Raw genomic sequence first — 26,725 nt, 5'->3', positions numbered from 1 at the left:
GTGACCCCATCATTATGAGTGATGTGCTCTAACCAACTGAGCTACGTAGCCATCATGCCGATTCAGCCAGTTTTCACTGTTGCCTTTTCATCAGGCGCTGTCTCGGGAACGGGGCGCATTATGCTTATCCCTGTCTGGAGCGTCAATAGTTTTTTTAAGAATCCCCAGAAAATCTGCTTGTTCGGTGGTTATTTGGACGAAATGACCGAATGCCATGCTAGGTCAGTGATTTGGCGGGTAAAAAATCAGCAACCTTGTTCATTCCGCAAAAAAAGGGCCGGCAAATGCCGGCCCTGAAGTGTAGGTTTTTCGCTTTGCATCAGACGTTGAAACGGAAGTGAACCACATCGCCGTCTTTTACGATGTAATCTTTACCTTCCAGACGCCATTTACCAGCTTCTTTCGCACCACTTTCGCCATTGAACTCGATAAAGTGCTCGTAACCGACAACTTCAGCGCGGATAAAGCCCTTTTCAAAGTCGGTGTGGATCTTACCGGCAGCCTGAGGTGCAGTTGCGCCGACAGGAATGGTCCAGGCGCGGACTTCTTTCACACCAGCGGTGAAGTAAGTCTGCAGATTCAGCAGCTCATAACCGGAACGGATTACACGGTTCAGGCCCGGTTCTTCAATGCCCAGATCTGCCAGGAACTCTTCACGATCTGCATCGTCCAGCTCAGCAATTTCAGATTCGATTGCCGCACAAACCGGAACCACGACGGCGTTTTCTTTGCTGGCGTGTTCAATCACTATTTCCAGATGCGGGTTGTTTTCGAAGCCATCTTCGCTGACGTTTGCGATATACATGGTTGGCTTCAGCGTCAGGAAGTTCAGGTAATCAATTGCTGCTTTTTCTTCTTTCGTCAGCTCAACGGAACGTGCCATACCACCTTCAGTCAGGGTCGGCAGCATTTTTTCCAGCACAGTGATTTCAAATTTTGCATCTTTGTCACCGCCTTTGGCACGTTTGGCCTGGCGCTGAATGGCACGCTCACAGGTATCCAGATCGGCCAGTGCCAGCTCAAGATTGATGATTTCAATATCGTCCAGCGGGTTGATCTTGCCGGCAACGTGCACGATGTTGTCGTTTTCGAAGCAGCGAACAACATGGCCAATCGCATCGGTTTCACGGATGTTAGCCAGGAATTTATTGCCCAGACCTTCACCTTTAGAAGCACCGGCAACAAGACCTGCGATATCAACGAATTCCATGGTCGTCGGCAGGATGCGCTCAGGATTGACGATTGCCGCCAGTTTATCCAGACGCAAATCCGGCACAGGAACCACGCCGGTATTTGGCTCGATCGTACAGAACGGGAAGTTAGCTGCCTCGATGCCTGCTTTCGTTAATGCATTGAAAAGTGTGGATTTACCTACGTTCGGCAGGCCCACGATACCACATTTAAAACCCATGGCTTGAAACCCTTTAGTGATGCTTCCGGCATCCCGCTTTCGGGCGGGATGGTGAAAAAGTCAGATTAAACTTACTCGGCTTTGAACGAATGAAGCCGGTTTTGTGCCTTGGTCAGACCGTCTTTCAGCCAGATATCAAGGCAGCGAACGGATTCGTCAACGGCAGCGTCAATCATGGATTGTTCGCCGACAGGGGCTTTGCCCAGTACGAAGCCGGTTACTTTGTTTTTGTCCCCGGGATGGCCGATGCCGACCCGCAGACGGTAGAAATTCTTGTTGTTGCCCAGTTTGCTGATGATATCGCGTAACCCATTATGGCCACCATGGCCGCCGCCCTGTTTGAACTTTGCCACCCCTGGCGGCAGATCCAGCTCATCATGTGCGACCAGAATTTCTTCCGGAGTGATCTGGAAGAAATTAGCCAGCGAGGAAACGGACTTGCCCGACAAGTTCATAAAAGTTGTTGGGATCAGCAAACGCAGATCTTCACCGTTCAGTTGGATCCGGCCTGTCAGACCAAAATATTTTGGATCGTTTTTCAGGCTGATGTTGTGGATTCTGGCCAGCTCTTCAACCACCCAGGCCCCTGCATTATGGCGTGTTTTGGCATATTCCGGACCCGGATTTGCCAGGCCAACCAGTAAACGGATTTTTTGACTCACGCTGGTCTCTCTATGTCGTCGGGATCAAAACGCGCGCTATGTTACCACCGCTGAGGAGATAAATAAAAACAAACACGCCCCGCACTGGGCGAGGCGTGTTGGCTGTCGTTCAGTTATTCTGAGCGATTAGTGCTCAAACATCGCAGAGATAGACTCTTCGTTGCTGATACGACGGATGGCTTCAGCCAGCATACCAGACAGGCTCAGAACAGAGACTTTGCCGGTATCCAACATGGCTTGAGACAGTGTAATCGAGTCCGTCACAATGACTTCGTCAATCACAGAATTTTTGATGTTTTCCGGTGCATTGCCAGAGAAAACCGGGTGAGTTGCGTAGGCAAAGACACGACGTGCGCCGCGCTCTTTCAGGGCTTCGGCAGCTTTACACAGGGTACCGCCAGTGTCGATCATGTCATCCACGATGATACAGTCACGGCCTTCAACATCACCAATCAGATGCATCACCTGAGAAACGTTCGCACGTGGACGGCGCTTGTCGATGATGGCGATATCGGTATCGTCCAGCAGTTTTGCCGTTGCACGGGCACGGACAACGCCGCCGATATCCGGAGAAACGACAACTGGATCTTCCAGTTTCTTCGCCAGCATATCTTCCAGCAGCACCGGAGAACCGAAGATGTTGTCTACCGGTACGTCGAAGAAGCCCTGGATCTGTTCGGCGTGCAGGTCAACGGTCAGGACGCGGTCAACACCTACGTTCGACAGGAAGTCAGCAACAACTTTAGCCGTGATAGGAACACGAGCAGAACGGACGCGGCGGTCTTGGCGGGCATAGCCAAAGTAAGGGATAACGGCAGTGATACGGCCAGCGGAAGCGCGACGCAGCGCGTCAATCATAACCACCAGTTCCATCAGGTTATCGTTGGTAGGGGCGCAAGTCGATTGAATGATAAAGACGTCGCTACCGCGGACGTTCTCATTAATCTGAACACAGACTTCACCATCGGAGAAACGGTTCACTGTCGCGTCTCCTAGTGAAATGTAAAGACGGTCAGCGATGCGTTGGGCTAGCTCTGGTGTAGCGTTACCAGCAAACAGCTTCATATCAGGCACGGGGTAAACCTCAGTTGCGTCCAAGTTGTATTGACTGACTTTCTGCAGCATGTTCACTCAGGGCCGTCATCAAAGGTGACTGATTCACCCCTTTCGCGACAAAACCACGGAGCCAGTCGGGTAGTTTTTTCAGGGTTGCAGTAGCCGCTTGCTGAGAGCTAAATTCAGCAAAAACACAAGCGCCAGTGCCGGTCAATCTCGACGGCGCGTATTCTAACAGCCACGAAAGCGCCATATCAACCTCAGGGTAAATTCTTCTCACGATTTTTTCGCAATCGTTTTCGTATTTGCTGTCCAACAGCACATTTAACTGGCGTTTCGGCGTATTTCGCGTTAAATCGGGAGCTGTGAATACATCTACCGTTGCAATGCTGACCTCAGGTTTGGCTACCAGGTACCATTTTTCCTCGGGTTCTGCCGGTTGTAACTGCTCACCAATGCCTTCTGCAAAGGCGCTGAAACCATGGACGAAAACCGGTACATCCGCCCCCAGAGCCAGCCCGATTTCGGCCAGTTCATCCGTGCTGAGCCCGGTTTGCCAGAGAAAGTTTAATGCAACCAGTGCGGTTGCGGCATTTGATGAGCCGCCACCCAGGCCTCCGCCCATGGGGAGAACTTTCCGGATGCCAATATCGGCTCCCGCGGTAATCCCGGCTTTGCGGCGCAGCGCATCTGCTGCCCGGTAAATCAGATTATCTTCAAGCGCCACGCCTTCAACGGCCGGCGTTAAAGTGATCACATCGTCCGGGCGGGCGGTGATCGTTAAGGTGTCGCCGTAATCCAGAAACTGAAATAAGGTTTGCAGTTCGTGGTACCCGTCAGGGCGTTGGCCGGTAATGTACAGAAACAAATTAAGTTTAGCGGGCGCAGGCCAGCTTGTCGTTTGTGTGTTCATCATTGAAGTCTGAGTCTGTTATTTTTGAGTCTGCCAGCGGCTGATCACCAGTTTGATGCGTTTATCACCCTGCGAAAGTACCAGTTTGCTGGGTAAGGCCGGGGAGACGCTTTCATCGTAAGCGTTGTAGTCAAGCTGCCACAGCTGGCCTCCGACTTCTTTTGCCAGATAGGCCACCCGGTTTTCTGCATTGAGCTGATAGGTATCGGCACTTGTAGGTAATCCCAGCAGCCAGTCCCGCATCTGATTAATCGGCAGGGAGATATGGGTCAGAGACAATACCAACTGCGCAGGATCGCTTCCCTGATAGCGTTTGCCGTCATTATCAATGAGAACAGCCCGGCCCGGCTGGCTGTCGAGCTTCAGCAAGGTTGAACCAAGAAAATTGGTCAGCAGCAGATGATCGGAGCCCGTATTGGTTTTCCAGCTCAGGTTTGCGGTAAAGCGCTGCTCCGGGCTGATATAGCCCAGCTTACCGTTCGCCTGAAAGGCAGAGATGGCGGATAATGCTTTCTGGTGTGTTTCCCAGTCGGTGGTGATCTGACTGGTTTTTGGGGTTGTTGTACAACCGGCCAGTAAAATGATCAGGCTGCCCGTGAACAATGCTCGGGCCGGACGGAGCGACCGGATAAAGCGCTGTCCGGCCATCAGACCATCAGTCAGCGCAGAAAGGGGCGAAAACGCCTTTTGCATAAAATTCCCCTGAATGTCAGCAAGAGCTGAATTGCGTGTTTATCTTCTTCATTAAGAAATACATTAAAGCGCTATCATAGCATGACTTTATTTTCAGAATCTGTACGCCTCAGGTTCATGACATTTGTAAAAATTGTCTGTAAAGTCAGTTTTTGAATCGTTGCCGGGACGCAAGAAAACGTGTTCCGGCATACAGAATCGAGTCATATCCTTTTATTACGCAGGGGCATCAAGTAAAATGCGCCGCTGGATCTTTATCATCGAGAAGTAGGTAACACCACCTCCATGACCTTGCTTGCATTAGGAATCAATCACAAAACAGCGTCTGTTGACCTGCGTGAGCGTGTTGCCTTTTCGCCGGAGAAACTGACCGAAGCGCTGCAGACACTGGCACAGCACCCGGAAGTAAGCAGTGGTGTGATCGTTTCTACCTGCAACAGGACGGAAATTTACTGCGATGTTTCACACACCGGCCCGGGTGTCATGATCGACTGGCTGAGCCGTTTTCATGATTTGCCTGCCGAAGAACTGATGCCGAGTCTGTATTTCCATGAGGAGCAGGCGGCGGTCAGGCACTTAATGCGTGTGGCATGTGGTCTGGATTCCCTGGTGTTGGGAGAGCCGCAGATTCTGGGGCAGGTGAAGCAGTCTTATTCGGATTCGCGAAAGCATGAAGTCATGCACGGCATGCTGGAGAAACTGTTTCAGAAAGCATTCTCGGTGGCAAAGCGAGTCAGAACAGAAACCGATATCGGCGGCAATGCTGTGTCGGTGGCATTTGCTGCCTGTACGCTGGCAAAACAAATTTTTGAATCGATGAGTAAAGCGAGCGTGCTCCTCATCGGTGCCGGTGAGACTACTGAACTGGTGGCTCGCCATATGGTGGAACACGGCTGCCGAAAGATTATTATCGCCAACCGCACCCTGGAACGGGCGCAGACGCTGGCCGATGAATTTGGTGCAGAGGTGATCAGCCTGCCGGAGATCCCGGAGCATATTCATCGGGCGGATATCGTGATCAGCGCCACCGCCAGCCCGCTGCCAATTGTCGGCAAGGGGATGGTTGAGAAGGCGCTGAAAATGCGTCGCCATCAGCCAATGTTGCTGGTGGATATTGCCGTGCCGAGGGATGTTGAACCTGAGGTGGGTGAGCTGGAAGATGCTTATCTGTATTCGGTGGATGATTTGCAGAGTATTGTGGAACGGAACCGCGAGCAGCGAAAAGTGGCTGCGATTCAGGCTGAGGCGATTGTCAGTGAGGAAAGTGCAGCGTTTATGCACTGGCTGCGTTCACTGGAAGCGGTCGACAGTATCCGCCAATATCGTTGTTATGCTGATGAAGTGAAGCATGACCTGCTGAGCCGTAGCCTGCAGGCGCTGGCGAACGGCAGTTCTCCGGAAAAAGTCCTGACAGAGCTCAGCAACCGGCTGACGAATAAACTGATCCACGCGCCGACCAAGGCAATGCAGCAGGCTGCGCAAGACGGTGAACCGGAAAAACTGGCTGTGATCCGTGAAACCCTGGGGCTGGATGGCCTCAAAGAGTAACCGGGCCGCATGGTGCTGGTAACGCGAACTGAATTATTTTCTGACACGCCATGCCGAGCGGGCATTGCGGGTCGTTATTAGGATCTGACGTTGTAAACATGATGAAACCGTCCATTTTAGCGAAATTAGAATCCCTGGTTGAACGCCATGAGGAAGTGCAGCATTTGCTGGGTGATGCTGCAATCATTGCTGACCAGGATAAATTCCGTGCCTTGTCCCGGGAATATTCGCAGCTTGAGGAAGTAAGTACATGCTTCCGCGCCTACCAGCAGGCACAGTCAGATCTGGCCACAGCCGAAGAAATGGCGGGTGAGGATGACCCGGAATTGCGCGAAATGGCGCAGGATGAAATCAAGCAGGCCAAAAGCGATATCGAACGTCTGGAAGATGAGCTGCAGGTTCTGTTGCTGCCGAAAGATCCGAATGATGAGCGCAACTGCTTTATTGAAATCCGTGCCGGTGCCGGCGGTGATGAAGCCGGTATCTTTGCCGGTGACCTGTTCCGCATGTACAGCAAATTTGCTGAAAGCCGCCGCTGGCGGGTTGAGGTGATGAGTTCCAACCCGGCTGAACATGGCGGTTATAAAGAGATGATCGCCAAAGTCAGCGGAGAAGGGGCATACGGCGTCCTGAAATTTGAGTCTGGCGGCCACCGTGTTCAGCGGGTGCCAGCGACTGAATCTCAGGGACGGGTCCATACCTCTGCCTGTACCGTGGCGATTCTGCCTGAAATTCCTGAAGCGGAAATTCCGGAGATCAATGCCGGGGACCTGAAAATTGATACGTTCCGCGCATCCGGTGCCGGTGGTCAGCACGTTAACACCACAGACTCTGCTATCCGGATTACTCACTTACCGACAGGCATTGTGGTTGAGTGTCAGGACGAGCGTTCCCAGCACAAAAACAAAGCCAAGGCGATGTCTGTTCTAGCCGCCCGTATAATCAAAGCCGAGGAAGAAAAGCGTCATGCTGAAGAAGCCAGCACACGCCGGAATCTGCTGGGCTCGGGTGACCGTTCCGACCGTATCCGGACCTACAACTACCCGCAGGGCCGGGTCTCGGATCACCGGATTAACCTGACGCTTTACCGTCTGAATGAAGTGATGGAAGGCGAGCTGAACAGTCTGATTGATCCTGTTCTGCAGGAACACCAGGCTGATTTGCTGGCAGCCATGGCTGATCAAAACTGATGAACCCTTCGATTGACTCTGCCCTGAAGCAGGCTGTGGCTCAATTGTCCGCTTCAGGCTCAGACAGTCCGCAAATTGATGCGGCGGTTTTGCTGTGTCATGTGCTTGGCAAGCCCCGCAGTTATCTGCTGACCTGGCCAGAAAAAGAGCTGTCGGATGCAGAGTCGGATGCATTTTCAGCGCTGCTGGCCCGTCGTCAGACCGGAGAGCCGGTCGCTTACATTGTCGGCGAGCGTGAGTTCTGGTCGCTGCCATTCAAAGTTGCACCTCATACGCTTATCCCACGTCCGGATACAGAGCGGCTGGTTGAAGTTGCGCTGGAAAAAATTCCGGCAGGCTCCGCCGTGCTTGATCTGGGCACCGGCACAGGCGCGATTGCGCTGTCTCTGGCCTCTGAACGGCCCGATTGCCGCTTCACCGGGATTGATGTCCGGCCGGATGCGGCTGTGCTGGCAGAAGAAAACCGTCAGCGTCTGCAAATCAGTAATGCCCGGATTCTTTGCGGAAGCTGGTTCAGCCCGTTATCTGAGGATGAGCGTTTTGCGGTCATTGTCAGCAATCCGCCTTATATTGACGAAGCGGATCCGCACCTGAGTCAGGGAGACGTCCGTTTTGAACCCCGGACGGCGCTGGTGGCAGAAGAGGCGGGTCTGGCGGATATTCGTCATATCTGCAAACAAAGCAGAAGGTTTTTGACGCCGGGGGGCTGGTTATTGCTGGAGCATGGCTATCAGCAAGGCGAAGCCGTCCGGAATATTTTTGAACAACTCGGTTATCAGGAAGTGATGACCGTTCAGGATTATGCGGGCCTGGACAGAGTAAGCTTAGGCTGCTGGTCTGTCTGATCATTACGATCGGGTCGGTATTATTCGAAGGAAACGATAAAGAGAAAAACCAGATGTACATAGCACTGAAACATTTTCATTTAACGATTATCGCGCTGAGCGCTCTGCTGTTTGTCGTCCGTTTTGGCCTGATGATGGCAGATTCACCGTTGCTGCAGAAAAAAGTCCTGAAAGTGACTCCGCATGTGGTGGATACCTTTCTGCTGCTGAGCGGTATTGCGCTGATCCTGTACACTGGCTTTATTCCGTTCACTGCGGGTGCGAGTTGGCTGACTGAAAAACTGACCTGCGTGCTGGCCTATATAGCACTGGGTTTCTTTGCCCTGAAATATGGCAAAAATAAGGTCTTTAAGACTTTCGCATTCCTGGGAGCCCTGGGCTGGTTAGCAATGGCCGGGAAGCTGGCTGTGACAAAACTGCCATTGCTGGGGTAAGACAGATGCAGTTCAACGATGAAAGCCGAGATTACGAAGCGGTGACCCTGGTCGAAGGTGCAATTGATCTGATGATGGATCTGGAACCCGGATTTCCTGCGCAATGGGTACGGTTGCAGCTCGCCAAGCTGGTGAAAGAAGCTGAAGCGGCCCTGATGTCTGAAACGAATCCGCATTTGCGTCTGGAAGGCTTGATCCGCCTGTTTTACCGCGAATGGGGATTCAGCGGCGATCGCAACCAGTACTATGCGGCCGAAAACGCATATCTGGATAAGGTACTGGAGCGACGCAAAGGGATCCCGGTGAGCCTGGGTGCCGTCTTCATGTACATTGCCCAGCATCTTGAATTGCCGGTTTCCGGCGTCGCTTTTCCAACCCAATATATCCTGCGCGTTGACTGGCCGGATGCCGACACCCAGTTTATCAATCCTTTTGATGGTGAGTTTGTCAGTCAGAAAACGCTGGGGGCCTGGCTGAAAGGCCATAAAGGTCCGCTGGCACCGTGGCGGGACAGTTATCTCACGGCTACGAGCCATACCGATGTGCTGGCTCGTTGGCTGACTGTGCTGAAAAGTGCCCTCTTAAGAGAAGAACAGTATGCCGACGCACTGCGTTGCAGCGATCTGGCTTTACTGTTACGTCCGGGGGATCCGCATGAAATCCGCGACCGGGGCTATATTTATCAGCAACTGGAATGCAGTCATGCGGCTGCGATGGACTATACCTATTTCATTGAACAGTGCCCGGAAGACCCGGCTGCCGAGCTGCTGAAGCTGCAGGTGAAAGTCCTGAGTGCACAGACGCAGGTGCTGCACTGAGCGTTCTGAACGAATTGACAGAAAAGAAGAGTAGAAGCATGCAACAGAAAGTGGTTCGTATTGGTGACATTGAGGTCGCTAACGATAAAGCCTTTGTGCTGTTTGGTGGTATGAACGTTCTGGAATCGCGTGATCTGGCGATGCAGATCTGTGAGCACTACGTCAAAGTCACTGAAAAGCTGGGCATTCCTTATGTGTTCAAGGCTTCCTTCGACAAGGCAAACCGTTCTTCGGTTCATTCTTACCGTGGTCCGGGAATGGAAGAAGGCCTGAAAATTTTTCAGGAACTGAAAAATACCTTCGGGGTGAAAATCATCACGGATATTCACGAGCAGTATCAGTGCCAGCCGGTGTCTGAAGTGGTAGATGTGATTCAGCTGCCTGCTTTCCTGGCGCGTCAGACCGATCTGGTTGAAGCAATGGCGAAAACCGGTGCCGTGATCAATGTGAAGAAACCACAGTTCATGAGCCCGGGTCAGGTGGGCAATATCGTCGAGAAGTTCGCTGAATGCAATAACGACCAGATCATTCTGTGTGAGCGCGGTGCGCTGCATGGGTACGATAACCTGGTTGTTGACATGCTGGGCTTTGATGTCATGAAACAGGCATCGAAGGGCAGCCCGATCATTTTCGACGTGACGCATGCACTGCAGTGCCGTGACCCGCTGGGTGCAGCATCTGGTGGTCGTCGTGAGCAAACCGTGACACTGGCGCGTGCCGGAATGGCAGCTGGGATTGCCGGTCTGTTTATGGAAGCGCACCCGAACCCGAATGAAGCGCGTTGTGATGGCCCGTCAGCCTTCCCGCTGGATAAGCTGGAACCATTCCTGAACCAGATCAAACAGCTGGATGATCTGGTGAAGAGCTTCGAGCCAATCGATATCCAGTAATTCGCAGCTTGCAGCAAAAATCCATAAAAAAAGGGTGTCAGCAGACACCCTTTTTTATTGTTAAATTTTTATTGTTTATTCAGGAATTTCGGCCCGGTCTGTTAACCGGGCCGGAAGGATCACAGCTTAAAGCGGCTGATTTCCTGTTGCAGTTCGTGTGACAGTTCAGACAGCTGAGCCGCCTGTTGTGCAGCTTCACCGGCTTCCAGAGCCAGTTCGTTTGACACGTCGCGAATGCCTTCCGTATTGCGGGTGATTTCAGAGGTGACCGAAGACTGCTCTTCCGCCGCCGACGCAATCTGGGTCGCCATATCGCTGATGTTGGTGATCGCTGAAATAATCTGAATCAGGCTGGCAGATGCCGAATTGGCATCATCCACACTGGTTTCCGCCAAACGGCGGCTGTCGCCCATAATACCGACGGCACGGCCAGTGGTCTGCTGCAGCGTTTCGATCATCTGCTGGATTTCCTGCGTCGATGCATGCGTGCGTTGACTCAGGACACGAACCTCATCGGCAACCACGGCAAATCCACGACCCTGCTCACCGGCACGGGCCGCTTCAATCGCAGCATTCAGCGCCAGCAGGTTGGTTTGCTCAGCAATGTTCTGAATGGTCGACAGAATGGTGGTAATGCTTTGCGCGTGATGATTCAGTTCACTGATGACATCCGTCGCGGTTTCCACTTCACCGGCCAGACTGGTGGTTGAAGACTGGCTTTGTTCAACCTGCTCGGCACCATGTTCAGCCGCTTTGACCGTTTCGGTCGATGTGCGGGCGGTGTTGTCGGCGTTACCGGCAATTTCCTGGGTTGCAGCAGCCATCTCATTGATAGCCGTGGCGACCATGTTGATCTCATCCTGCTGATGACGAATCCGGGTGCTGCGCTCTTCAGCCTGAGAAGCTGTCTGATGCGCCTGAGAACTCAGCGACTGGGAAACATCCCGCAGGCGGGTGACCATGCCGTGCATGTTGCCCACAAAGCGGTTGAAGTTATGTGCCAGCTGGCCCACTTCATCATCGCTGCGTGGTTCCAGGCGTTGCGTCAGATCGCCTTCACCGGTCGCAATTTCAGCCAGTGCATCAGAGACTCGGCCCAGATCGCGGAACAGGAACCCGACCAGCCAGGCAACGGCTGCCAGGACAATCAATGTAATGATGATTGAGGTGATGATCAGGCGAGTTAGAAGCTGGCTCTGGCTGGCTTCTTCCGTGGTCTTGTCCATTTCCAGGCCCAGGATCCACGGGGTGCCGGGAACTTCGGCAAAATAAAGCAGCTTGTCTGCGCCATTGATGGATTCGCTGATAATAGTGCCGCGGCTGACCGCCTGCTGGATGTCACTCATGCTCAGGTCCTGGCTGTAACCGTTGACCGGTTTCAGCAGCAGCCCCTGATCATGGTGAGCCAGGAAGGTATTGTCCTGTGTGTTAATCAGCATGGCGTAAGCATTTTTGCCCGCATCCAGACTGATCACATCAGAGATGAGCTGATCAATCAGCACGTCAGAGCCGATCACCGCAATCAGCTGACCGTTCTGCTTCACCGGCTCAGCCAGGGTGACCAGCAAGGCATTGGTCACCGCATCACGGTAGGCCGTGGTGATGATTGGTTTGTTTGCGGACTGGGCATCAATGTACCAGGGACGCTGGCGCGGGTCATAGCCTGCACGGTTACGCTCCGGATAAGAACGGAACATTTCTCCGGCCGGCGTACCAAAATAAATTTCGTCAAAACCACCGGCGTTGCGCGCCTGTTGCAGGAAAGGCACTGGATCAGAGGTTTGTACATAAGGTTTGACGGCACTGGTGACGCTGCGGCGAATGCTGATCCAGTCACTGATCCCTTTGGTCGCAGTTTTGCTCAGGCTGTCAGCGCGGCTGAAAATACTGTTTTGAGTTTGTTGATAAAGTTGATTCGCAGCCAGCCATGTCAGCGCGGTTGCCATAACCACGACGGCAGATAAGCTGGCACCTATGAGTTTTTGCTTTAGGGTCAGTTTCATTGTGAGTCTCGATGGATGGAACGGAAGCTGATGTTGATTTTTTCTCATTTGTTGCACAAAAAATGTGACAAGTGAGGAAAAATAATCCTGAGAATTCTATATAGCTATACGACTGTTGTATATGGAAATTTAAGGGTTATTGGCGACCGATTATTGACGTTCTAAGGATAAAAATTTGTCGGTCAGCGATAAGTGTTACATATTCAACTGGTTAGTTTTTACGGACATCTATGCAGCAAGTTTAATTTATTGAAAGTTTTTCAATTAAATGCATATTTAGATGTTTAGACGTCTAGAAGTTGACACGTGTGGATGTAAGTCTTAGGCTATGCGGCCAATTCAAAATAATATGCTGTAGTGATCATGTCGCACGATTCAACACAACATCCTTCGGAAACCATAGCGCCCTCTGCTTTGGCGTTATTACCGCTTGCTGTCTTTCTGGCTCTGTTCATCGGGGTGGGGAGCTATCTGACCTGGCAGGGCGTCGACTTTGCTTTTTATCAGTTACCGGCACCTGTCGCTGCCTTACCTGCAGTGCTGGTGGGCATTCTGCTGAGTAAAGACCGGCTGAATCAGAGCATCGAACAGTTCATGCGGGGTGTCGGCCACAGCGACATTATTGCAATGTGCATGATCTACCTGCTTGCCGGTGCCTTTGCGGCCGTCGCGAAAGCAACCGGGGGTGTGGATGCCACGGTTAATCTTGGTTTGTCGTTGTTACCATCCAGCCTGATTCTGCCGGGTATTTTCGTGATCGCAGCATTTATTGCGACCGCTATGGGGACATCCATGGGCACGATCGCTGCCGTCGCGCCGGTTGCTCTGGGAATTGCAGAAACTGCGGGCCTGGATAAAGCACTGACTGCCGGGGTTGTTCTGAGCGGCGCCATGTTTGGCGATAACCTGTCGATCATTTCAGATACCACCATTGCGGCAACCCGTTCTCAGGGATGTGCGATGCGCGATAAATTCCGTGAGAACATTGCGATTGCGTTACCGGCCGCGATTGCCGCGATCCTGCTGTTTCTGTTTGAATCGACCCCGACGCAAGCGCCTGCAGTGACCAGCATTGAATGGCTGAAAGTATTGCCGTATATCACGATTCTGGTTCTGGCCGTGGCCGGTCTGAATGTATTTGTTGTTCTCAGTCTCGGGCTCATTCTGGCAGGTGGTGTCGGTTTGCTGTCTGTGCCTGACTATGGTCTGGCGAACTGGGGACAGGATATCTATGCCGGATTCGGCAACATGCAGGAAATTTTCCTGCTCTCTATGCTGATTGGCGGCATGGGTGAGCTGATGCGCCGCCAGGGCGGACTGGCTTTCCTGACCCGGCTGATCAACCGGCTGATTGGCGGCTTTGGCCGTAAGGAAGGGGAGCAGTCACAGAAGGCCAGTGAGCTGGGGATTGCCGGTCTGGTGAGCCTGACGAATCTGTGTACGGCCAATAATACCGTGGCCATTATCGTCGCCGGTGGTGTGGCCCGTGAACTTGCTGAACAAAATGGTGTGACACCGCGTCGTTCGGCCAGCCTGCTGGATATTTTCTCCTGTGTAATTCAGGGAATCCTGCCTTATGGCGCGCAGGGTCTTTTGCTGGGTTCAGTTTTCGGCTTATCCCCGTTGACTGTGGTCAGTCATTCTTATTACTGTTTCTTCCTGGCGGGCAGTGCGGTGATCGCTATGCTGATTAAGCATCAGCAGCGGATAGCCGTCACGGCATAAGCCTGAACGACCCGGAATAAAAAAACACCCCGTTTGGGGTGTTTTTGTTGGTACTTCTGAATCTGCTTTTCTGAAACCAGTCTTGCTGAATCCGGGATTACAGCTTAAAGCGGCTGATTTCCTGTTGCAGTTCATGAGACAGATCTGACAATTGCGCAGCCTGCTGTGCCGCTTCGCTGGCTTCCTGAGCCAGGTCGTTGGACACATCGCGAATGCCTTCGGTGTTGCGGGTGATTTCAGAGGTCACAGAAGATTGCTCTTCCGCGGCAGAAGCAATCTGAGTGGCCATATCACTGATATTGGTAATCGCAGAAATAATCTGAGTCAGGCTGGCAGACGCTGAATTGGCGTCATCCACACTGGTTTCTGCCAGACGACGGCTGTCGCTCATAATGCCGACGGCACGACCTGTGGTCTGCTGCAGCGTTTCAATCATCTGCTGGATTTCCTGAGTTGAAGCATGCGTGCGCTGACTCAGGACACGAACTTCATCGGCAACCACGGCAAAGCCGCGACCTTGTTCACCGGCACGGGCTGCCTCAATTGCAGCATTCAGCGCCAGCAGGTTGGTTTGCTCGGCAATATTCTGAATGGTCGACAGAATGGTGTTGATGCTTTGCGCGTGATGGTTCAGTTCACTGATGACATCGGTCGCGGTTTCTACTTCACCGGCCAGACTGGTGGTGGAGTGCTGGCTTTGTTCAACCTGTTTTGCGCCGTGTTCGGCTGCCAGTACAGTTTCAGTCGATGTACGCGCGGTGTTGTCAGCATTGCCGGAAATTTCCTGCGTTGCCGCAGCCATTTCATTAATGGCCGTGGCCACCATGTTGATTTCATCCTGTTGGTGACGAATCCGGGTGCTGCGTTCTTCGGCCTGTGACGCAGTCTGATGCGCCTGAGAACTCAGCGACTGGGACACATCGCGCAAACGCATCACCATGCCGTGCATGTTGCCGACAAAGCGGTTGAAGTTATGGGCCAGCTGGCCGACTTCGTCATCACTGCGAGGTTCCAGACGTTGCGTCAGATCGCCTTCACCGGTCGCAATTTCTGCCAGTGCCTCAGATACCCGGCCCAGATCGCGGAACAGGTAGCCAACCAGCCAGGCAACTGCAGCCAGTACAGCCAGAGTAATGACAATTGAGGTCAGAATCAGCCGGGTCAGCAGTTCGCTCTGGCTCGCTTCTTCAGTGTCTTTGTCCATCTCCAGACCCAGAATCCAGGGTGTGCCCGGTACTTCTGTGAAATACAGCAGCTTATCTTCACCATCGATGACCTCGTTCACCAGCTTGCGGGAACTGACCGCTTTCTGGATATCGCTCATGCTCAGCTTCTGGCTGTATCCGCTGATGGGTTTGAGCAGCAGAGATTTTTCAGGGTGTGCGAGGAAGGTGCTGTCCTGAGTGTTAATCAGCATGGCGTAAGCTTTTTTCCCGGCATCGAGACTGATCACATCAGAAATGAGCTGATCGATCAGCACGTCCGAACCGACGACGGCAGTCAGCTGACCATTACGCATGACAGGCTCAGCCAGCGTTACCAGCAGCGCATTGGTGATGGCATCATGGTATGCCGAGGTAATCACAGGCTGACTGGTCGATTGGGCAGCAATGTACCAGGGGCGCTGTCGCGGGTCATAGCCTGCACGATTCCGTTCCGGATTTGAGCGGACCATTTTGCCCGTTGGGGTTCCGAAATAGGTCAGAGCAAATCCGCCGGCATCGCGGGCTTGCTGAAGGTAAGGAACTGGTTCGTCAGCTTCCACATAGGATTTGATCGCACCAGTAATCTTGAGACGTATATTAATCCAGTCACTGATCCCTTTAGTGGCTGTCTTGCTCAGGCTGTCAGCGCGGTTGAATATGCTGTGTTGAGTTTGTTGATTGAGTTGGCTTGCGGCCAGCCAGGTCAGCGCGGTTGCCATAACCACGACAGCAGATAAGCTGGCACCGATGAGTTTTTGCTTTAGGCTCAGTTTCATTATGGGTCTCGGTGGATGGAACGGAAACGAGTAACGGTGTTGGCTCATCATGTTGCACAACAAAAAGTGTGACAAAAATGGGGGGTAGCAACACTTGAATTCCATATATTAATACGACGGCTGCCTGAATAAACTTAAATATTAGGTGTGACTAATATTTTGTTTGCATTGGCATAAAAGTTTGTTGAAAAGGGATAAGCATTCCAAATTCAAAGGATTATCTTATAGAAATCCGAACTTCTTAAAATTTTATCGGTGAGATATTTTTCAGGCACAGTCCTGAATGTCTGATGTCCAGCGGGATCTCATCCGGAGTTTCTTCAGAGGACAAATTTGTCCATTGGCGGATCCTGTCAGTCAATTCAATGACTTGCTGTGGTAAGCGTTTCGGATGACTTTTTCTGCCGAGTTATCACTCCGGAAATTGTGATGTTGAATCAGTCTCATCAGGCTGTTCTGGAATCAGGCTGAATCAAATTTCTTGTTTTGAGAAATGCTCCCCATTTCTGGGATGTTTTTGCTGCTATCTCCTTCAAATATCAAAAATGATATCGATTGCATAGTGATCGGTTTAACACTCTGATGAAATCACCTGCCACGTCGTAATTGAATCTTTTACACTGAACACCGTTTTGGGCACTGCCACCACCACGGAGGGCGGCACGCCATGAGAGTAGACTGTGTAAGGTGATGAAATGACCACAAAACTGTTAACCCGTACTGCCTTGTCTGCGGGACTGTTATTGGCACTGGCAGGATGCGCTAGCCAGGATCAGGCTGCCGGCTGGCAGCAAGACCAGACCTATAAGTTCACGATTCTTCATACGAACGATCATCACGGCCGTTTCTGGACAAACCGTAATGGTGAGTATGGCATGGCTGCCCGTAAGACTTTGCTGGATGAACTGCGTGCTGATGTCGCTGAAGAAGGTGGTACCGCTCTGTTACTGTCTGGCGGTGATATTAATACCGGGGTGCCAGAATCCGATCTTCAGGATGCGGAGCCAGATTTCAAAGGCATGAACATGCTTGGCTACGATGCGATGGCTGTGGGCAATCACGAGTTTGATAACCCGATGGATGTGCTGCGCAAGCAGGAAGGCTGGGCGAACTTCCCAATGCTGTCTGCCAACATTTATGACAAGGCCACAGGCAAGCGCCTGTTCCAGCCTTACCAGATTTTTGAACAGCAAGGGATCAAAATTGCCGTCATCGGTCTGACCACGGAAGATACGGCTAAAATCGGAAATCCGGAATATATCGGAAACATTGAGTTTCGTGATCCGAAAGCCGAAGCCAAAGCACTGATTGCCGAACTGAAAGAAACTGAGCATCCGGATGTGATTATCGCTGCGACGCACATGGGCCATTATGTCAATGGCAACCGCGGTGTGAATGCCCCGGGTGATGTTGCTCTGGCGCGTTATCTGGAGCCGGGTGATCTGGATCTGATCGTCGGTGGTCACTCGCAAGAGCCGGTTTGTATGGAAGCGCCGAACGTCGCCAATGACGGATTCAAGCCAGGCGATGACTGTAAGCCGGATCAGCAGAATGGTACCTGGATCGTTCAGGCGCACGAGTGGGGCAAATATGTGGGTCGCGCTGATTTTGAATTCAAGAACGGTGAGCTGAATCTGGTCAGTTATGATCTGGTTCCTGTGAACCTGAAGAAGAAAATCCAGCTGGCTGATGGTTCCTCACAAAGAGTGTTTGTTGAGAAGGAAATCCCTCAAAACTCAGAGGTGAAAGCCTTCCTGACTCCTTATCAGGAGCGTGGTCAGGCTCAGCTGAACGTGAAAATTTCTGAGTCAAACGGCAAGCTGGAAGGCGACCGGAATGTGGTGCGTTTCAAACAGACGAACCTGGGACGTTTGATTGCAGCGGCGCATATGCAGCGCGCCAAAGCGGATTTTGCGGTCATGAACTCCGGCGGTGTGCGTGACTCGATTCCGGGTGGTGCGATTACCTATAAAGATGTTCTGAAAGTGCAGCCGTTCGGTAACATGGTGACTTACACGGATATGACAGGTGCAGAAGTGCTTGATTATCTGAATGAAGTGGCCACGAAACCAGTTGACTCAGGCGCTTATGCCCAGTTCTACGGCATCCGGATGGATGTGAAGAACGGCAAAGTCAGCAATGTGAAGATTGGCGGCAAAGCTTTGGTACCGAGCAAGACTTACCGTTTCACAGTGCCGAGCTTTAACGCCGCAGGCGGTGACGGTTATCCTAAATTGACGGGCCACTCAGGTTATGTAAACACAGGTTTTGTTGATGCAGAAGTGCTGAAAGATTACCTGGAAGCCAACAGCCCGGTGAACGTGAATAGCTTTGTACCAAAGGGTGAGATTGTTTACCGTTAATCCGAACTGACGACGGCTCAATGCAAGCTCACCTATGCACTTAGGTGAGCTTTTTTATTGCTGTCTGTATCTCAGTTGCCTTGGCGAAATGAGGCCTGTTCGATATAGTGAGGAGCGACAGATCTCGGAGGACAGGATGACACCCGCAATCAATCTAGCCAAAAAGCATAAAATTGCCCACACAGTTCATCAATACCAGCATGATCCCAACAATAGCAATTTCGGCATGGAAGCGGCTGAAGTGCTGGGGCAGGATCCGGCCCGTGTATTCAAAACCTTGTTGTTTGCCTGTAATGGCGATCCTAAACAACTGGCTGTGGCCGTTGTTCCGGTTGCCGGAATGCTGGATCTGAAAGCGGCGGCAAAAGCGGCCGGGGCCAAGAAAGCGGATATGGCTGATCCTGCGATTGCTGAGAAAACGACAGGCTATATCGTGGGCGGAATTAGTCCTTTGGGACAAAAAAAACGACTGCCGACTTTTCTGGATGAATCGGCAAATTCATTCGAAACCATTTGTGTCAGCGCCGGGCGCCGAGGGCTGGAAATTGAACTGTCCCCGGCTGATTTACTGCAACTGACTGGCGGGAAGCTGGCAGCACTGGCCAGATAAACTTTAATTTTGAGACAGGCCTAAATGGCCCGGAGGAGACGGGATGACTTTGACGATCTGGCTTTCACTACTGATGATTTGCATGCTGGGTGCGATGTCACCGGGGCCAAGTCTGGCGGTTGTTGCAAAGCACAGTCTGTCGGGCGGTAAGCTGCACGGGATAGCGACTTCCTGGGCGCACGCCTTTGGGGTGGGGGTGTATGCTCTGCTGACCTTACTCGGGCTTGCGGTGGTGCTGAAGCAGTCTCCGCTGCTGTTTCAGGTGATTACGTATTCTGGTGCGGCCTACTTAGCTTATTTAGGTATTAACGCGTTGCGCTCCAAAGGGGGCGTGGCTGCGAAACTGTCAGCCGGAGCGTCGGCCAGTCTGGGGGAAGCGGCGAGGGATGGCATCATGATTTCCATTCTGAATCCGAAGCTGGCCCTGTTTTTTCTGGCTCTTTTCAGTCAGTTCGTTGCAGTTGGCAGCCAAATGAGTGATCGCGCGATTATTGTGGCGACGCCGTTGCTGGTGGACGGCCTCTGGTACACCCTGATTGCGCTGATCTTATCCCGGCCGGCTGTGTTGGAAAAACTGCGCAGCCGGGCACAGCTCATTGACCGTTTGTCTGGCGTGGTTTTACTGATGCTGGCTCTGCGTGTGGTCTGGCTGGCTTAACTTGCCAGCCTAACTCATCCGTTTCTGATGCCGTTCCCGGTTTTCCAGTTTACGCTCCGGACTTTTCTTCAGCATGACGTACAGCGCGCCGTTGCCGCCGTGCTGACGCAGTGCGGAGTGATAACCCATCACGTCACTGATCTGAATTAACCAGGAAGCAACGAAACTTTTCATCAGTGCCGGTGGGGCAGAGCGCTCCCCTTTGCCATGCACAATCAGCACGGTCCGGATATCCATCCGCTGGCATTGCTTCAGGAAACTCAGGACTTCGTCTCTGGCTTCTTTCAGGGATTTCCGGTGCAAGTCGAGGCGGGCCTGAATGTCATATTTACCCAGACGTAATTTGCGAATTACACCATCCTGTACACCATCGCGCTTGAAATCCAGCATGTCGTCGGGTTTGACCATCTGGGCATAATCCAGTGACAGGTATTCAGGGTCACTGTCGGACAGGCTTTGGGCCGCAACCTGACGGGCGAGCTGAGACTCGGTAATCTGGTGTTTTTTCTCTGTAAGTACGGTGTCTTGTTCCAATGGGGCGACATCAGCCATCATTTCACGGAACAGATCCAGTTCATTTTGATCTGACATGGTGAGCTGTTTTTACTGCGGACTTTAAGAGAATTATACGTGGCTGGCGGGGAAAAAAAAGAATCCTGGGGCCTGTCAGTGTCCGCAGGATTCAAGAAAGATTGGAGATAACGGAAAATATTACTGTTGTGAATCAGCTTTCATGACTTTGTAAACGAAATAGCCGCCATAAAAGATCATCAGCCCCAACGCACCGAAAATCACAATCATTGACGACAAACCGACCGGGTTACCGAAGAGTAAATCAAGCCAAAATTCCATGTGATGTCCTCTGCTGTATGGAAACTTGTTGCAATCTTAGTTTAAGGGGGTTGCAAGGCAGATGATCTGGATCAAGCTCGGACAAGGTTCCGTCAGTCAGGTGTATTTTTTGTGGTTTGGGCAATAAACCCTGCTCAAAGTGATGATTTACTCATCAAGCAGTAAAAAGAAAGGAAAATTTACTTCCTCCCCCCTTGCGTTTGGCAAATTTGCCAGTATTATAGGCCACCTCGAAAGGCAATGTGATTTGTCTGGCCTTTCAGCAAATTGTCGGTGAATAGCGCAGTTTGGTAGCGCATCTGGTTTGGGACCAGAGGGTCGGGGGTTCGAATCCCTCTTCACCGACCACTATTTTAAAAGTTTGCTTTTGAAAAGCAGGCTACAAAAATTGAGAGTTTGAGTAACTCTGACTGCAAGAGTTATACTTTCAATAGAACAAAATTATCGGTGAATAGCGCAGTTTGGTAGCGCATCTGGTTTGGGACCAGAGGGTCGGGGGTTCGAATCCCTCTTCACCGACCACCTTCGAAAGCCCGCTCATTGAGCGGGCTTTTTTGTTTCTGATGTTTTTGGTTGATTGATTGCCTGACGGAGAGGCGCGGGTTCACATTGTGCAGGTCGGGCGTGATTGAGTTGCCGGACCGTGAAGCCTTGTTGCATCAGTAACGCAGGCAGGCCATCGTTCCCCATCATATGATAAGCACCGACAACGACCAGAAAGGTCCCCTTCTGGTATTGCGGCGCATGGGTAAGCTGCCTGGCCCAGTCCTGATTTCTGCGCGTCAGCAGGTGCTGTTCGGTGTCATCAGAGAGGGCGATCTGAGCGCTCAGTTCCGTCAGCACGGTACCATTCCCCTGTTGCCAGGCTTCGAGCAGGCAACGCAGTTCATCTTCCAGTAAAAGCCATTCATTCAACGTTGTTTGCAGCAGGTTCAGGCCATGATCCGGAAGACTCCTCAGCAGCCGGAACTGTGCTTCAATGCCCTCCAGTTCGTAAACGGGAACGTGCTCTTTTTGAGCCCGGGCAAATACCACCTGATCGATGCCTTTCTCCGGAGAAAGGCCATAGGCCAGAGACTGGGCCAATTGCAGTTGCATGGCTGTCATCCAGGGCGGATTTTCAAGGAGCGAGTAGGAGGACAATCGGTATTGGTCGGCCAGTGCTTTGAGGGTGCGGATATCCTTCGGGGGCAGCAAATGACGTGTTGCGGTGCTTGCATCAAAGGGCGGCATCTCAAACTTTTTCTGGATATCGGCTTCCAGAATCAGGCCGTTCGCTTCAGGCCAGTACCGGGTAAAGACATCTGGTAACGGATAAAGTGCATCATTGCCGACATGAATGGATCCCATCAGCACAAACTGACGCTGGTGATCTTTGGCAAGCCAGACCTGAGGCTCAGCTGAGGCACTGGTACTGAAGAAGGTCAGAACGATACTGGCTTTGGTAAGCAGAGATTTAAACATGATCATTCCAGTGGTTGGCGGTTGTAAACAGCCTATGGAATACATGGGGGACAGGCAAGTTTCACGCATCAGAAAAGCGGCCGGACAGACAGTCCAGCCGCTGAAGAACTACCGGTTCGGATGAAGCCAGAACCACCAGATGATGAAGCCAATGGCCAGTGCTGCCAGTAATGCCATCATTCCAGGCCTCCTTTGTTGTCCGTAAGTGTGGTTGTCTGATATTGCGCGCTGCCCGGACGGAACAGTCTCAGGCGGTTGGCATTACTGACGACCGTGATGGACGACAGTGCCATCGCAGCCCCGGCAATCACCGGACTGAGCAAACTGCCGGTAAACGGAAACAGAATACCGGCGGCAAGCGGAATCCCCAGGGTATTGTAGACAAAGGCTCCGAATAGGTTTTGCTTCATGTTCCGCAGTGTGGCGGAAGACAGTTCCAGCGCATCTGCGACGCCGTGCAGCGAGTGGCGCACCAGTGTCAGCTGGGCGCTTTCAATAGCGACATCACTGCCGCTGCCCATGGCAATTCCGATTTCCGCCTGAGCCAGCGCTGGCGCATCGTTAATTCCGTCACCCACCATGGCGACGTGCTTGCCCGATTGCTGCAGCTGACGCACTTCTTCCGATTTGCCATCCGGCAGTACACCGGCAATCACTTTCGTGATGCCTGCCTGACGGGCGATGGCTGTGGCCGTCCGTTCGGTATCCCCCGTCAGCATGATGACCTCAATGCCTTTTGCCTGAAGCCTTGCCACAGCTTCGCCTGAGTCTGCACGCAGGGGATCACTGATGCCGAAAACCGCGGCCGGTTGTCCGTCAATCGCAATGAAGATTGCGGTTGCACCGTCATCGGACAGCGTGAGCGCATCGGCTTCCTGGCTGGCTGTATCAATCCCTTCTTTTACCATCAGGGCGCGGTTACCCAGCAGGATGTTGTGCGTTTCGACCTGACCGCTGACGCCATAGCCCGGCTGCGCATGAAACTGACTGAGAGTTTTCAGCGGCAGCGATTGTGCTTTCGCCGCGGTGACAATAGCCTTCGCAAGCGGGTGCTCGGCACCTTGTTCCAGGCTGGCTGCCAGTGTCAGTACCTGCTCTTCAGTGTATTCGCCGTAGTAGTGGCTGTGTGTCAGGACAGGTTTACCTTCTGTCAGGGTTCCGGTTTTATCCAGCACGACGGTATCAATCCCGGCAGCCAGCTGCATGGCATCGGCATGGCGGATCAGGATACCGTGTTCTGCAGCCCGGCCCAGTCCGACGGTGACCGACATCGGGGTTGCCAGCCCGAGGGCACAGGGGCAGGCAATGATTAGAACGGTGGTCGCCGTAACCAGCATATAAATCGAGACGGGATCCGGACCGACGTAATACCAGATGGTTGCGGTGACAATCGCAATGATCATGACCGTGGGGACAAAGATAGCCGAGATGGTATCGGCCATCCGGGCCAGTTCCGGCTTACTGCTTTGTGCCTGACGTACCAGACCGATGATTCGTGCCAGCAGAGTCTGATTGCCGACCTGCCGGGCAATAAACAACAGGCTGCCGCTTTGATTGATCGTACCGGCATGCAGTTCATCGCCCGGCTTTTTGTGGGCCGGTACCGGTTCACCGGTCAGCATCGACTCATCCAGATAGCTTTCACCGGTTTCTATCACACCATCAACCGGCACTTTCGCGCCCGGACGCAGCCTGAGCTTCATGCCGGGTTTGATCTCGGCCAGCGGCACTTCGCGTTCGCCCTGATCATCGACCAGAATGGCGGTTTGCGGTTGCAGGTCGATCAGTTTTTCCAGCGCCTTTGAGGTGCGTCCTCTGGCTTTGGTTTCCAGTGCATGTCCCAGCGTGATCAGACCCAGAATCATGGCCGAAGCTTCAAAGTAGACGTGGCGGGCCTGCGCCGGGAACCATTCCGGGGTCAGGACCACAAACATGGAGTAAAACCAGGCCGCCCCTGTACCCAGCGCCACCAGTGTATCCATGCTGGCTCTGTGGTGAAGGAAAGCTTTCCAGGCATCCCGGTAGTAATGTCCGCCACAGTACACCAGCAAGGCCAGTGTCAGCAGGCCGATGATGCCCCAGCTCCACTGGCTGGTGACCGAATCGATCATCATACTGCCGCCAAATACACCCCAGGCCATCAGCGGTACCCCGAGTGCCAGTGCCAGTCCGGCATTGATCAGGTGCTGACGGTAAACCGCTGAGTTCTGTGCCTGCTGTCGTTCACGCCGGGTGCGTTCATCTTCACTCAATTCAGCACCATAGCCGGCATTTGAAACAGCCCGGATCACGGATTCAGGATCGATCTCTCCCTGAACCAGCGCGGTGCGTTCGGCCAGATTGACACTGACCGCGGAGACCGCATCAACTTGCCGGATAGCTTTTTCGACGGAAGACACACAGCTGGCACAGGTCATGCCGGAAATCAGAAAGTAGTGACTGTCTGCGTCGGCTTCGTTCGGGCTGTCGCTTACTGTTGCCGTGGTGGCTGGTGCTTCTGGTGCCGTTTCAGCGTTCTGAAGGTGAGCGGCTGCATCGGAACGGGCTTGCTGTCCCGATGTCTCCTGATCATCTGGATGCTCTGATAGAGGGACCTGATATCCGGCAGACTGGATCAGTGCAGTTAATGCATCCTGGTCTAAGGCGCCCAGAACCACAGCACGGGTTTTACTGACCTCAAACTGGGCAATCCGGGGATCTGCGGCGAACACTGACTTCAGCTTGGCAACACATTTTCCGCAGGACAGGCCTGCCAAAGGTAAGTCGTGCTGATAGCCGGCCTCGTATCCCAGTGTCTCAATGGTCTCAATAATCTTTGCCAGATCCAGCTGACCTGAAAGACGGGCGTTTTGCGTGTCAACCGCTACTGTTTCCACGCCATCCAGTACCTGTAATGCCTGGGTGATTTTTCCGACACAATTCATACAGCGGACTTTGCCAAGCGGCAGCGTCACATCCATACGGGCCGGTATGCTTGTTGAAATCGTCATGGGCTTCCTCAACGCCATTGATGTGGTATATGCTAATCATAAAGCTTCCAGTTGATGGAAGGTCAAGTTAGTTTTTCAGGAGGATCAGATGAACATCAGCGAAGTGGCCAAACAGACGGGATTAACCAATAAAACCATACGCTTTTATGAGAGTAAGGGGATGATCAGTGAACCTTTGCGTGGTGAGAACGGCTACCGCCGCTATAGCCAGAAACAGGTAAACGAACTGCTGATGATTAAGCGCTCGCGGCTGGTGGGGTTCAGTCTGGAGGAAAGCCGGGAGTTGTTGTCGCTGTCACGCGATCCGGAACGGAAAAGTGCCGATGTAAAAGCAAAAGCCGAGCATAAACTGGCTGAAATTGATCATCAGATCCAGGAGCTTCTGGCGATGAAGCAGAGTCTGCAGAGTCTGATCAGTCAGTGTCCGGGGAACAATCAACCGTGCTGTCCGATCATCGATGCGCTGACCGAAGGTGAGTCCGAAGCTTAAGTTCAGAAAGACTGAGCTCTGTCGGCCCAGTTTCAGCCAGCAATAGGTTGTCTTCACCGCAGGCCGGTTGGTTTGCCTGCGGTGGACTTGTATCAGTACAGCAGTGAGTAAAGCTGACGACGGTACTGGCTGGCCAGTGCATTCCCCTGACCCAGAGCCGCCAGAATATCCATCATGGTTTTCTTGGCGTTCCCGTCGGCAAAGTTCAGATCTTTGCGCAGTAGGCCCATCAGGATCTCCAGAGCTTCCTGCTGGCGGTTTGCCTGGCTGTACTGGATTGCCAGTTCGTACGCCAGCTGACCATTGTCCGGTTCCGCGGCCAGTTTTTCTTCCAGCTGACGAATTTCAGGTGAATCACTGGCTTGGCGGTGCAGCTCCAGTTTGGCAACCAAACGTTTGTAATCGCTGTCCCGATCCTGCATCGGGATCTGGCCCAGCAGGGTTTCAGCGTCATCAAACTGAGATGTTTCCAGCAGACATTCCGCAGCAGCCAGTAACACCAGGCTGTTGCCCGGCAGGCTGGCCATCAGTTCACGTAACAATGGCAGCGCTTCGTTATAGGCTTGCTGGCTGACCAGCTGAATGGCCTGATCCAGCTTCATTTCATCTTCGCTCGGCAGGTGCTTGCTCAGCATCTGGCGCAGGCTGTCTTCCGTTTGCGGGCCGGCGGCGCCGTCGACCGGCTGACCATTGCTGAACAGGGCAACGGTTGGCAGACTGCGGACACCAAACTGTGCCGCGACCATTTGCTGCGTTTCACAGTTCAGCGTTGCCAGCACAAACTGTCCCGGAAGCTGGGCTGCCAGGCGTTCCAGGACGGCATTGACTTCTGCCGTTTCAGGCATGGACGGTGCCCAGAAACTGATCACCACCAGCTGTTGCATGGACTGCTCAATCACCTGATGCAGATTGGATTCGTTCAGTTCAATCGCTAATTTGTCGTTCATACCGGGCTTTCCGTGATCGTTGAATAAGTGATGATGAAGATGTTGGGCTGATTGGCAGGAAAATCAAGGGAAAAGGGTGAATAAAGCGGTGTTCGACGGGTTCAGAGGAAAAAAACGGAGAGCCAGGCTCTCCGTTAGAGTTGAAAGCTCAGAAGCAGAGCAATTGCGACACAGAGACAGAG

Annotated in this window: 23 protein-coding genes and 2 tRNA genes; 13 read left to right on the top strand and 12 right to left on the bottom strand. The window is 52.7% G+C overall.

The annotated features are described in order from the left end of the window. Positions 1–319: 319 nt before the first annotated feature. The 5 genes from ychF to lolB all read right to left on the bottom strand — a co-directional run bounded on the left by ychF (position 320) and on the right by lolB (position 4,735). Entirely contained in the window at positions 320–1,411 is a 1,092-nt protein-coding gene (gene ychF, locus SPK40_RS13960) for a redox-regulated ATPase YchF (RefSeq protein WP_330960830.1), read from the bottom strand. 71 nt (positions 1,412–1,482) lie between these two features. Then, complete coding sequence (gene pth / locus SPK40_RS13955) at positions 1,483–2,073, bottom strand: aminoacyl-tRNA hydrolase (RefSeq protein WP_248143449.1); 591 nt, start codon at positions 2,071–2,073, stop codon at positions 1,483–1,485. Between the two features lie 126 nt (positions 2,074–2,199). Then, positions 2,200–3,147, bottom strand: coding sequence for a ribose-phosphate pyrophosphokinase (locus SPK40_RS13950; RefSeq protein WP_248143451.1), 948 nt, complete (start codon positions 3,145–3,147; stop codon positions 2,200–2,202). A 10-nt stretch (positions 3,148–3,157) separates the two neighbouring features. After that, a complete protein-coding gene (gene ispE, locus SPK40_RS13945) occupies positions 3,158–4,042 on the bottom strand; it encodes a 4-(cytidine 5'-diphospho)-2-C-methyl-D-erythritol kinase (protein WP_330960842.1) in 885 nt (294 codons plus the stop codon). An 18-nt stretch (positions 4,043–4,060) separates the two neighbouring features. Then, positions 4,061–4,735, bottom strand: a complete 675-nt coding sequence (lolB, locus tag SPK40_RS13940; RefSeq protein WP_330960829.1) for a lipoprotein insertase outer membrane protein LolB — start codon at positions 4,733–4,735, stop codon at positions 4,061–4,063. A gap of 285 nt (positions 4,736–5,020) precedes the next feature. Between lolB and hemA the strand changes: the two genes are divergently transcribed. The 6 genes from hemA (at position 5,021) to kdsA (ending at position 10,460) form a co-directional block, all read left to right on the top strand. Beyond that, on the top strand, positions 5,021–6,283 hold the full coding sequence (gene hemA / locus SPK40_RS13935; RefSeq protein WP_330960828.1) for a glutamyl-tRNA reductase: 1,263 nt from the start codon (positions 5,021–5,023) through the stop codon (positions 6,281–6,283). Positions 6,284–6,384: 101 nt separating this feature from the next. After that, the gene (prfA, locus tag SPK40_RS13930; RefSeq protein WP_248143836.1) at positions 6,385–7,473 is read left to right on the top strand and encodes a peptide chain release factor 1; all 1,089 of its coding nucleotides are present in this window, start codon (positions 6,385–6,387) and stop codon (positions 7,471–7,473) included. Further along, positions 7,473–8,318 (top strand): peptide chain release factor N(5)-glutamine methyltransferase, encoded by an 846-nt coding sequence (prmC, locus tag SPK40_RS13925; protein ID WP_330960827.1) that lies wholly within the window; start codon positions 7,473–7,475, stop codon positions 8,316–8,318. The genes prfA and prmC overlap by 1 nt, the downstream gene beginning before the upstream one ends. A 53-nt stretch (positions 8,319–8,371) precedes the next feature. Continuing rightward, on the top strand, positions 8,372–8,752 hold the full coding sequence (locus SPK40_RS13920) for a SirB2 family protein (RefSeq protein WP_248143455.1): 381 nt from the start codon (positions 8,372–8,374) through the stop codon (positions 8,750–8,752). A gap of 5 nt (positions 8,753–8,757) precedes the next feature. Further along, on the top strand, positions 8,758–9,570 hold the full coding sequence (locus SPK40_RS13915) for a SirB1 family protein (protein WP_248143456.1): 813 nt from the start codon (positions 8,758–8,760) through the stop codon (positions 9,568–9,570). Positions 9,571–9,608: 38 nt separating this feature from the next. Continuing rightward, complete coding sequence (gene kdsA / locus SPK40_RS13910; RefSeq protein WP_330960826.1) at positions 9,609–10,460, top strand: 3-deoxy-8-phosphooctulonate synthase; 852 nt, start codon at positions 9,609–9,611, stop codon at positions 10,458–10,460. A 119-nt stretch (positions 10,461–10,579) separates the two neighbouring features. On the opposite strand, the gene SPK40_RS13905 is transcribed toward kdsA, so the two are convergent. Then, complete coding sequence (locus SPK40_RS13905; protein ID WP_330960825.1) at positions 10,580–12,463, bottom strand: methyl-accepting chemotaxis protein; 1,884 nt, start codon at positions 12,461–12,463, stop codon at positions 10,580–10,582. Positions 12,464–12,826: 363 nt separating this feature from the next. Here SPK40_RS13905 and SPK40_RS13900 point away from each other — a divergent pair, with 363 nt between their 5' ends. Beyond that, positions 12,827–14,188, top strand: coding sequence for a Na+/H+ antiporter NhaC family protein (locus SPK40_RS13900; RefSeq protein ID WP_248143459.1), 1,362 nt, complete (start codon positions 12,827–12,829; stop codon positions 14,186–14,188). Positions 14,189–14,285: 97 nt separating this feature from the next. Here SPK40_RS13900 and SPK40_RS13895 read toward each other — a convergent pair whose 3' ends face one another. Continuing rightward, a complete protein-coding gene (locus tag SPK40_RS13895; protein ID WP_330960824.1) occupies positions 14,286–16,169 on the bottom strand; it encodes a methyl-accepting chemotaxis protein in 1,884 nt (627 codons plus the stop codon). Between the two features lie 695 nt (positions 16,170–16,864). On the opposite strand from SPK40_RS13895, the gene ushA reads away from it, so the two are divergent. The 3 genes from ushA to SPK40_RS13880 all read left to right on the top strand — a co-directional run bounded on the left by ushA (position 16,865) and on the right by SPK40_RS13880 (position 19,800). Then, positions 16,865–18,532, top strand: a complete 1,668-nt coding sequence (ushA, locus tag SPK40_RS13890) for a bifunctional UDP-sugar hydrolase/5'-nucleotidase UshA (protein ID WP_330960823.1) — start codon at positions 16,865–16,867, stop codon at positions 18,530–18,532. A gap of 136 nt (positions 18,533–18,668) precedes the next feature. Further along, positions 18,669–19,142: a Cys-tRNA(Pro) deacylase gene (gene ybaK / locus SPK40_RS13885; RefSeq protein WP_330960822.1), complete on the top strand. Its 474-nt coding sequence runs from the start codon at positions 18,669–18,671 to the stop codon at positions 19,140–19,142. A 43-nt stretch (positions 19,143–19,185) separates the two neighbouring features. After that, a complete protein-coding gene (locus SPK40_RS13880) occupies positions 19,186–19,800 on the top strand; it encodes a LysE family translocator (RefSeq protein ID WP_248143463.1) in 615 nt (204 codons plus the stop codon). A gap of 9 nt (positions 19,801–19,809) precedes the next feature. Here SPK40_RS13880 and smrA read toward each other — a convergent pair whose 3' ends face one another. Both smrA and SPK40_RS13870 read right to left on the bottom strand, forming a co-directional pair. Continuing rightward, on the bottom strand, positions 19,810–20,391 hold the full coding sequence (gene smrA / locus SPK40_RS13875; RefSeq protein ID WP_330960821.1) for a DNA endonuclease SmrA: 582 nt from the start codon (positions 20,389–20,391) through the stop codon (positions 19,810–19,812). A 120-nt stretch (positions 20,392–20,511) separates the two neighbouring features. Beyond that, entirely contained in the window at positions 20,512–20,652 is a 141-nt protein-coding gene (locus SPK40_RS13870; protein WP_036754542.1) for a DUF3149 domain-containing protein, read from the bottom strand. 271 nt (positions 20,653–20,923) lie between these two features. On the opposite strand from SPK40_RS13870, the gene SPK40_RS13865 reads away from it, so the two are divergent. Then, a tRNA-Pro gene (locus SPK40_RS13865) sits at positions 20,924–21,000 on the top strand. 97 nt (positions 21,001–21,097) lie between these two features. Then, positions 21,098–21,174 (top strand) — tRNA-Pro (locus tag SPK40_RS13860). A 15-nt stretch (positions 21,175–21,189) separates the two neighbouring features. Here the strand turns inward: SPK40_RS13860 and SPK40_RS13855 are convergent. Then, entirely contained in the window at positions 21,190–22,116 is a 927-nt protein-coding gene (locus tag SPK40_RS13855; protein WP_330960820.1) for a TraB/GumN family protein, read from the bottom strand. Between the two features lie 176 nt (positions 22,117–22,292). After that, a complete protein-coding gene (locus SPK40_RS13850) occupies positions 22,293–25,106 on the bottom strand; it encodes a cation transporter (protein ID WP_330960819.1) in 2,814 nt (937 codons plus the stop codon). Between the two features lie 88 nt (positions 25,107–25,194). Here SPK40_RS13850 and cueR point away from each other — a divergent pair, with 88 nt between their 5' ends. Then, positions 25,195–25,596, top strand: coding sequence for a Cu(I)-responsive transcriptional regulator (gene cueR / locus SPK40_RS13845; RefSeq protein WP_248143469.1), 402 nt, complete (start codon positions 25,195–25,197; stop codon positions 25,594–25,596). Between the two features lie 92 nt (positions 25,597–25,688). Here the strand turns inward: cueR and SPK40_RS13840 are convergent, their stop codons facing one another. Next, the gene (locus tag SPK40_RS13840; RefSeq protein WP_330960818.1) at positions 25,689–26,543 is read right to left on the bottom strand and encodes a co-chaperone YbbN; all 855 of its coding nucleotides are present in this window, start codon (positions 26,541–26,543) and stop codon (positions 25,689–25,691) included. Between the last annotated feature and the right edge of the window lie 182 nt (positions 26,544–26,725).

This window comes from Photobacterium sp. 53610, from assembly GCF_036409375.1.
Lineage (GTDB): Bacteria > Pseudomonadota > Gammaproteobacteria > Enterobacterales > Vibrionaceae > Photobacterium.
This window is presented reverse-complemented; position numbering and strand designations above follow the sequence as displayed.

What these genes read in the sequence shown, in the direction of transcription:
- ychF (WP_330960830.1), bottom strand. Translation starts at nt 1,411, where the DNA reads ATGGGTTTTAAATGTGGTATCGTGGGCCTGCCGAACGTAGGTAAATCC.
- SPK40_RS13920 (WP_248143455.1), top strand. Translation starts at nt 8,372, where the DNA reads ATGTACATAGCACTGAAACATTTTCATTTAACGATTATCGCGCTGAGC.
- ispE (WP_330960842.1), bottom strand. Translation starts at nt 4,042, where the DNA reads ATGAACACACAAACGACAAGCTGGCCTGCGCCCGCTAAACTTAATTTG.
- SPK40_RS13870 (WP_036754542.1), bottom strand. Translation starts at nt 20,652, where the DNA reads ATGGAATTTTGGCTTGATTTACTCTTCGGTAACCCGGTCGGTTTGTCG.
- cueR (WP_248143469.1), top strand. Translation starts at nt 25,195, where the DNA reads ATGAACATCAGCGAAGTGGCCAAACAGACGGGATTAACCAATAAAACC.
- prmC (WP_330960827.1), top strand. Translation starts at nt 7,473, where the DNA reads ATGAACCCTTCGATTGACTCTGCCCTGAAGCAGGCTGTGGCTCAATTG.
- SPK40_RS13880 (WP_248143463.1), top strand. Translation starts at nt 19,186, where the DNA reads ATGACTTTGACGATCTGGCTTTCACTACTGATGATTTGCATGCTGGGT.
- SPK40_RS13915 (WP_248143456.1), top strand. Translation starts at nt 8,758, where the DNA reads ATGCAGTTCAACGATGAAAGCCGAGATTACGAAGCGGTGACCCTGGTC.
- kdsA (WP_330960826.1), top strand. Translation starts at nt 9,609, where the DNA reads ATGCAACAGAAAGTGGTTCGTATTGGTGACATTGAGGTCGCTAACGAT.
- SPK40_RS13905 (WP_330960825.1), bottom strand. Translation starts at nt 12,463, where the DNA reads ATGAAACTGACCCTAAAGCAAAAACTCATAGGTGCCAGCTTATCTGCC.
- SPK40_RS13850 (WP_330960819.1), bottom strand. Translation starts at nt 25,106, where the DNA reads ATGACGATTTCAACAAGCATACCGGCCCGTATGGATGTGACGCTGCCG.
- SPK40_RS13900 (WP_248143459.1), top strand. Translation starts at nt 12,827, where the DNA reads ATGTCGCACGATTCAACACAACATCCTTCGGAAACCATAGCGCCCTCT.
- SPK40_RS13895 (WP_330960824.1), bottom strand. Translation starts at nt 16,169, where the DNA reads ATGAAACTGAGCCTAAAGCAAAAACTCATCGGTGCCAGCTTATCTGCT.
- hemA (WP_330960828.1), top strand. Translation starts at nt 5,021, where the DNA reads ATGACCTTGCTTGCATTAGGAATCAATCACAAAACAGCGTCTGTTGAC.
- smrA (WP_330960821.1), bottom strand. Translation starts at nt 20,391, where the DNA reads ATGTCAGATCAAAATGAACTGGATCTGTTCCGTGAAATGATGGCTGAT.
- SPK40_RS13840 (WP_330960818.1), bottom strand. Translation starts at nt 26,543, where the DNA reads ATGAACGACAAATTAGCGATTGAACTGAACGAATCCAATCTGCATCAG.
- lolB (WP_330960829.1), bottom strand. Translation starts at nt 4,735, where the DNA reads ATGCAAAAGGCGTTTTCGCCCCTTTCTGCGCTGACTGATGGTCTGATG.
- ushA (WP_330960823.1), top strand. Translation starts at nt 16,865, where the DNA reads ATGACCACAAAACTGTTAACCCGTACTGCCTTGTCTGCGGGACTGTTA.
- ybaK (WP_330960822.1), top strand. Translation starts at nt 18,669, where the DNA reads ATGACACCCGCAATCAATCTAGCCAAAAAGCATAAAATTGCCCACACA.
- prfA (WP_248143836.1), top strand. Translation starts at nt 6,385, where the DNA reads ATGAAACCGTCCATTTTAGCGAAATTAGAATCCCTGGTTGAACGCCAT.
- SPK40_RS13855 (WP_330960820.1), bottom strand. Translation starts at nt 22,116, where the DNA reads ATGTTTAAATCTCTGCTTACCAAAGCCAGTATCGTTCTGACCTTCTTC.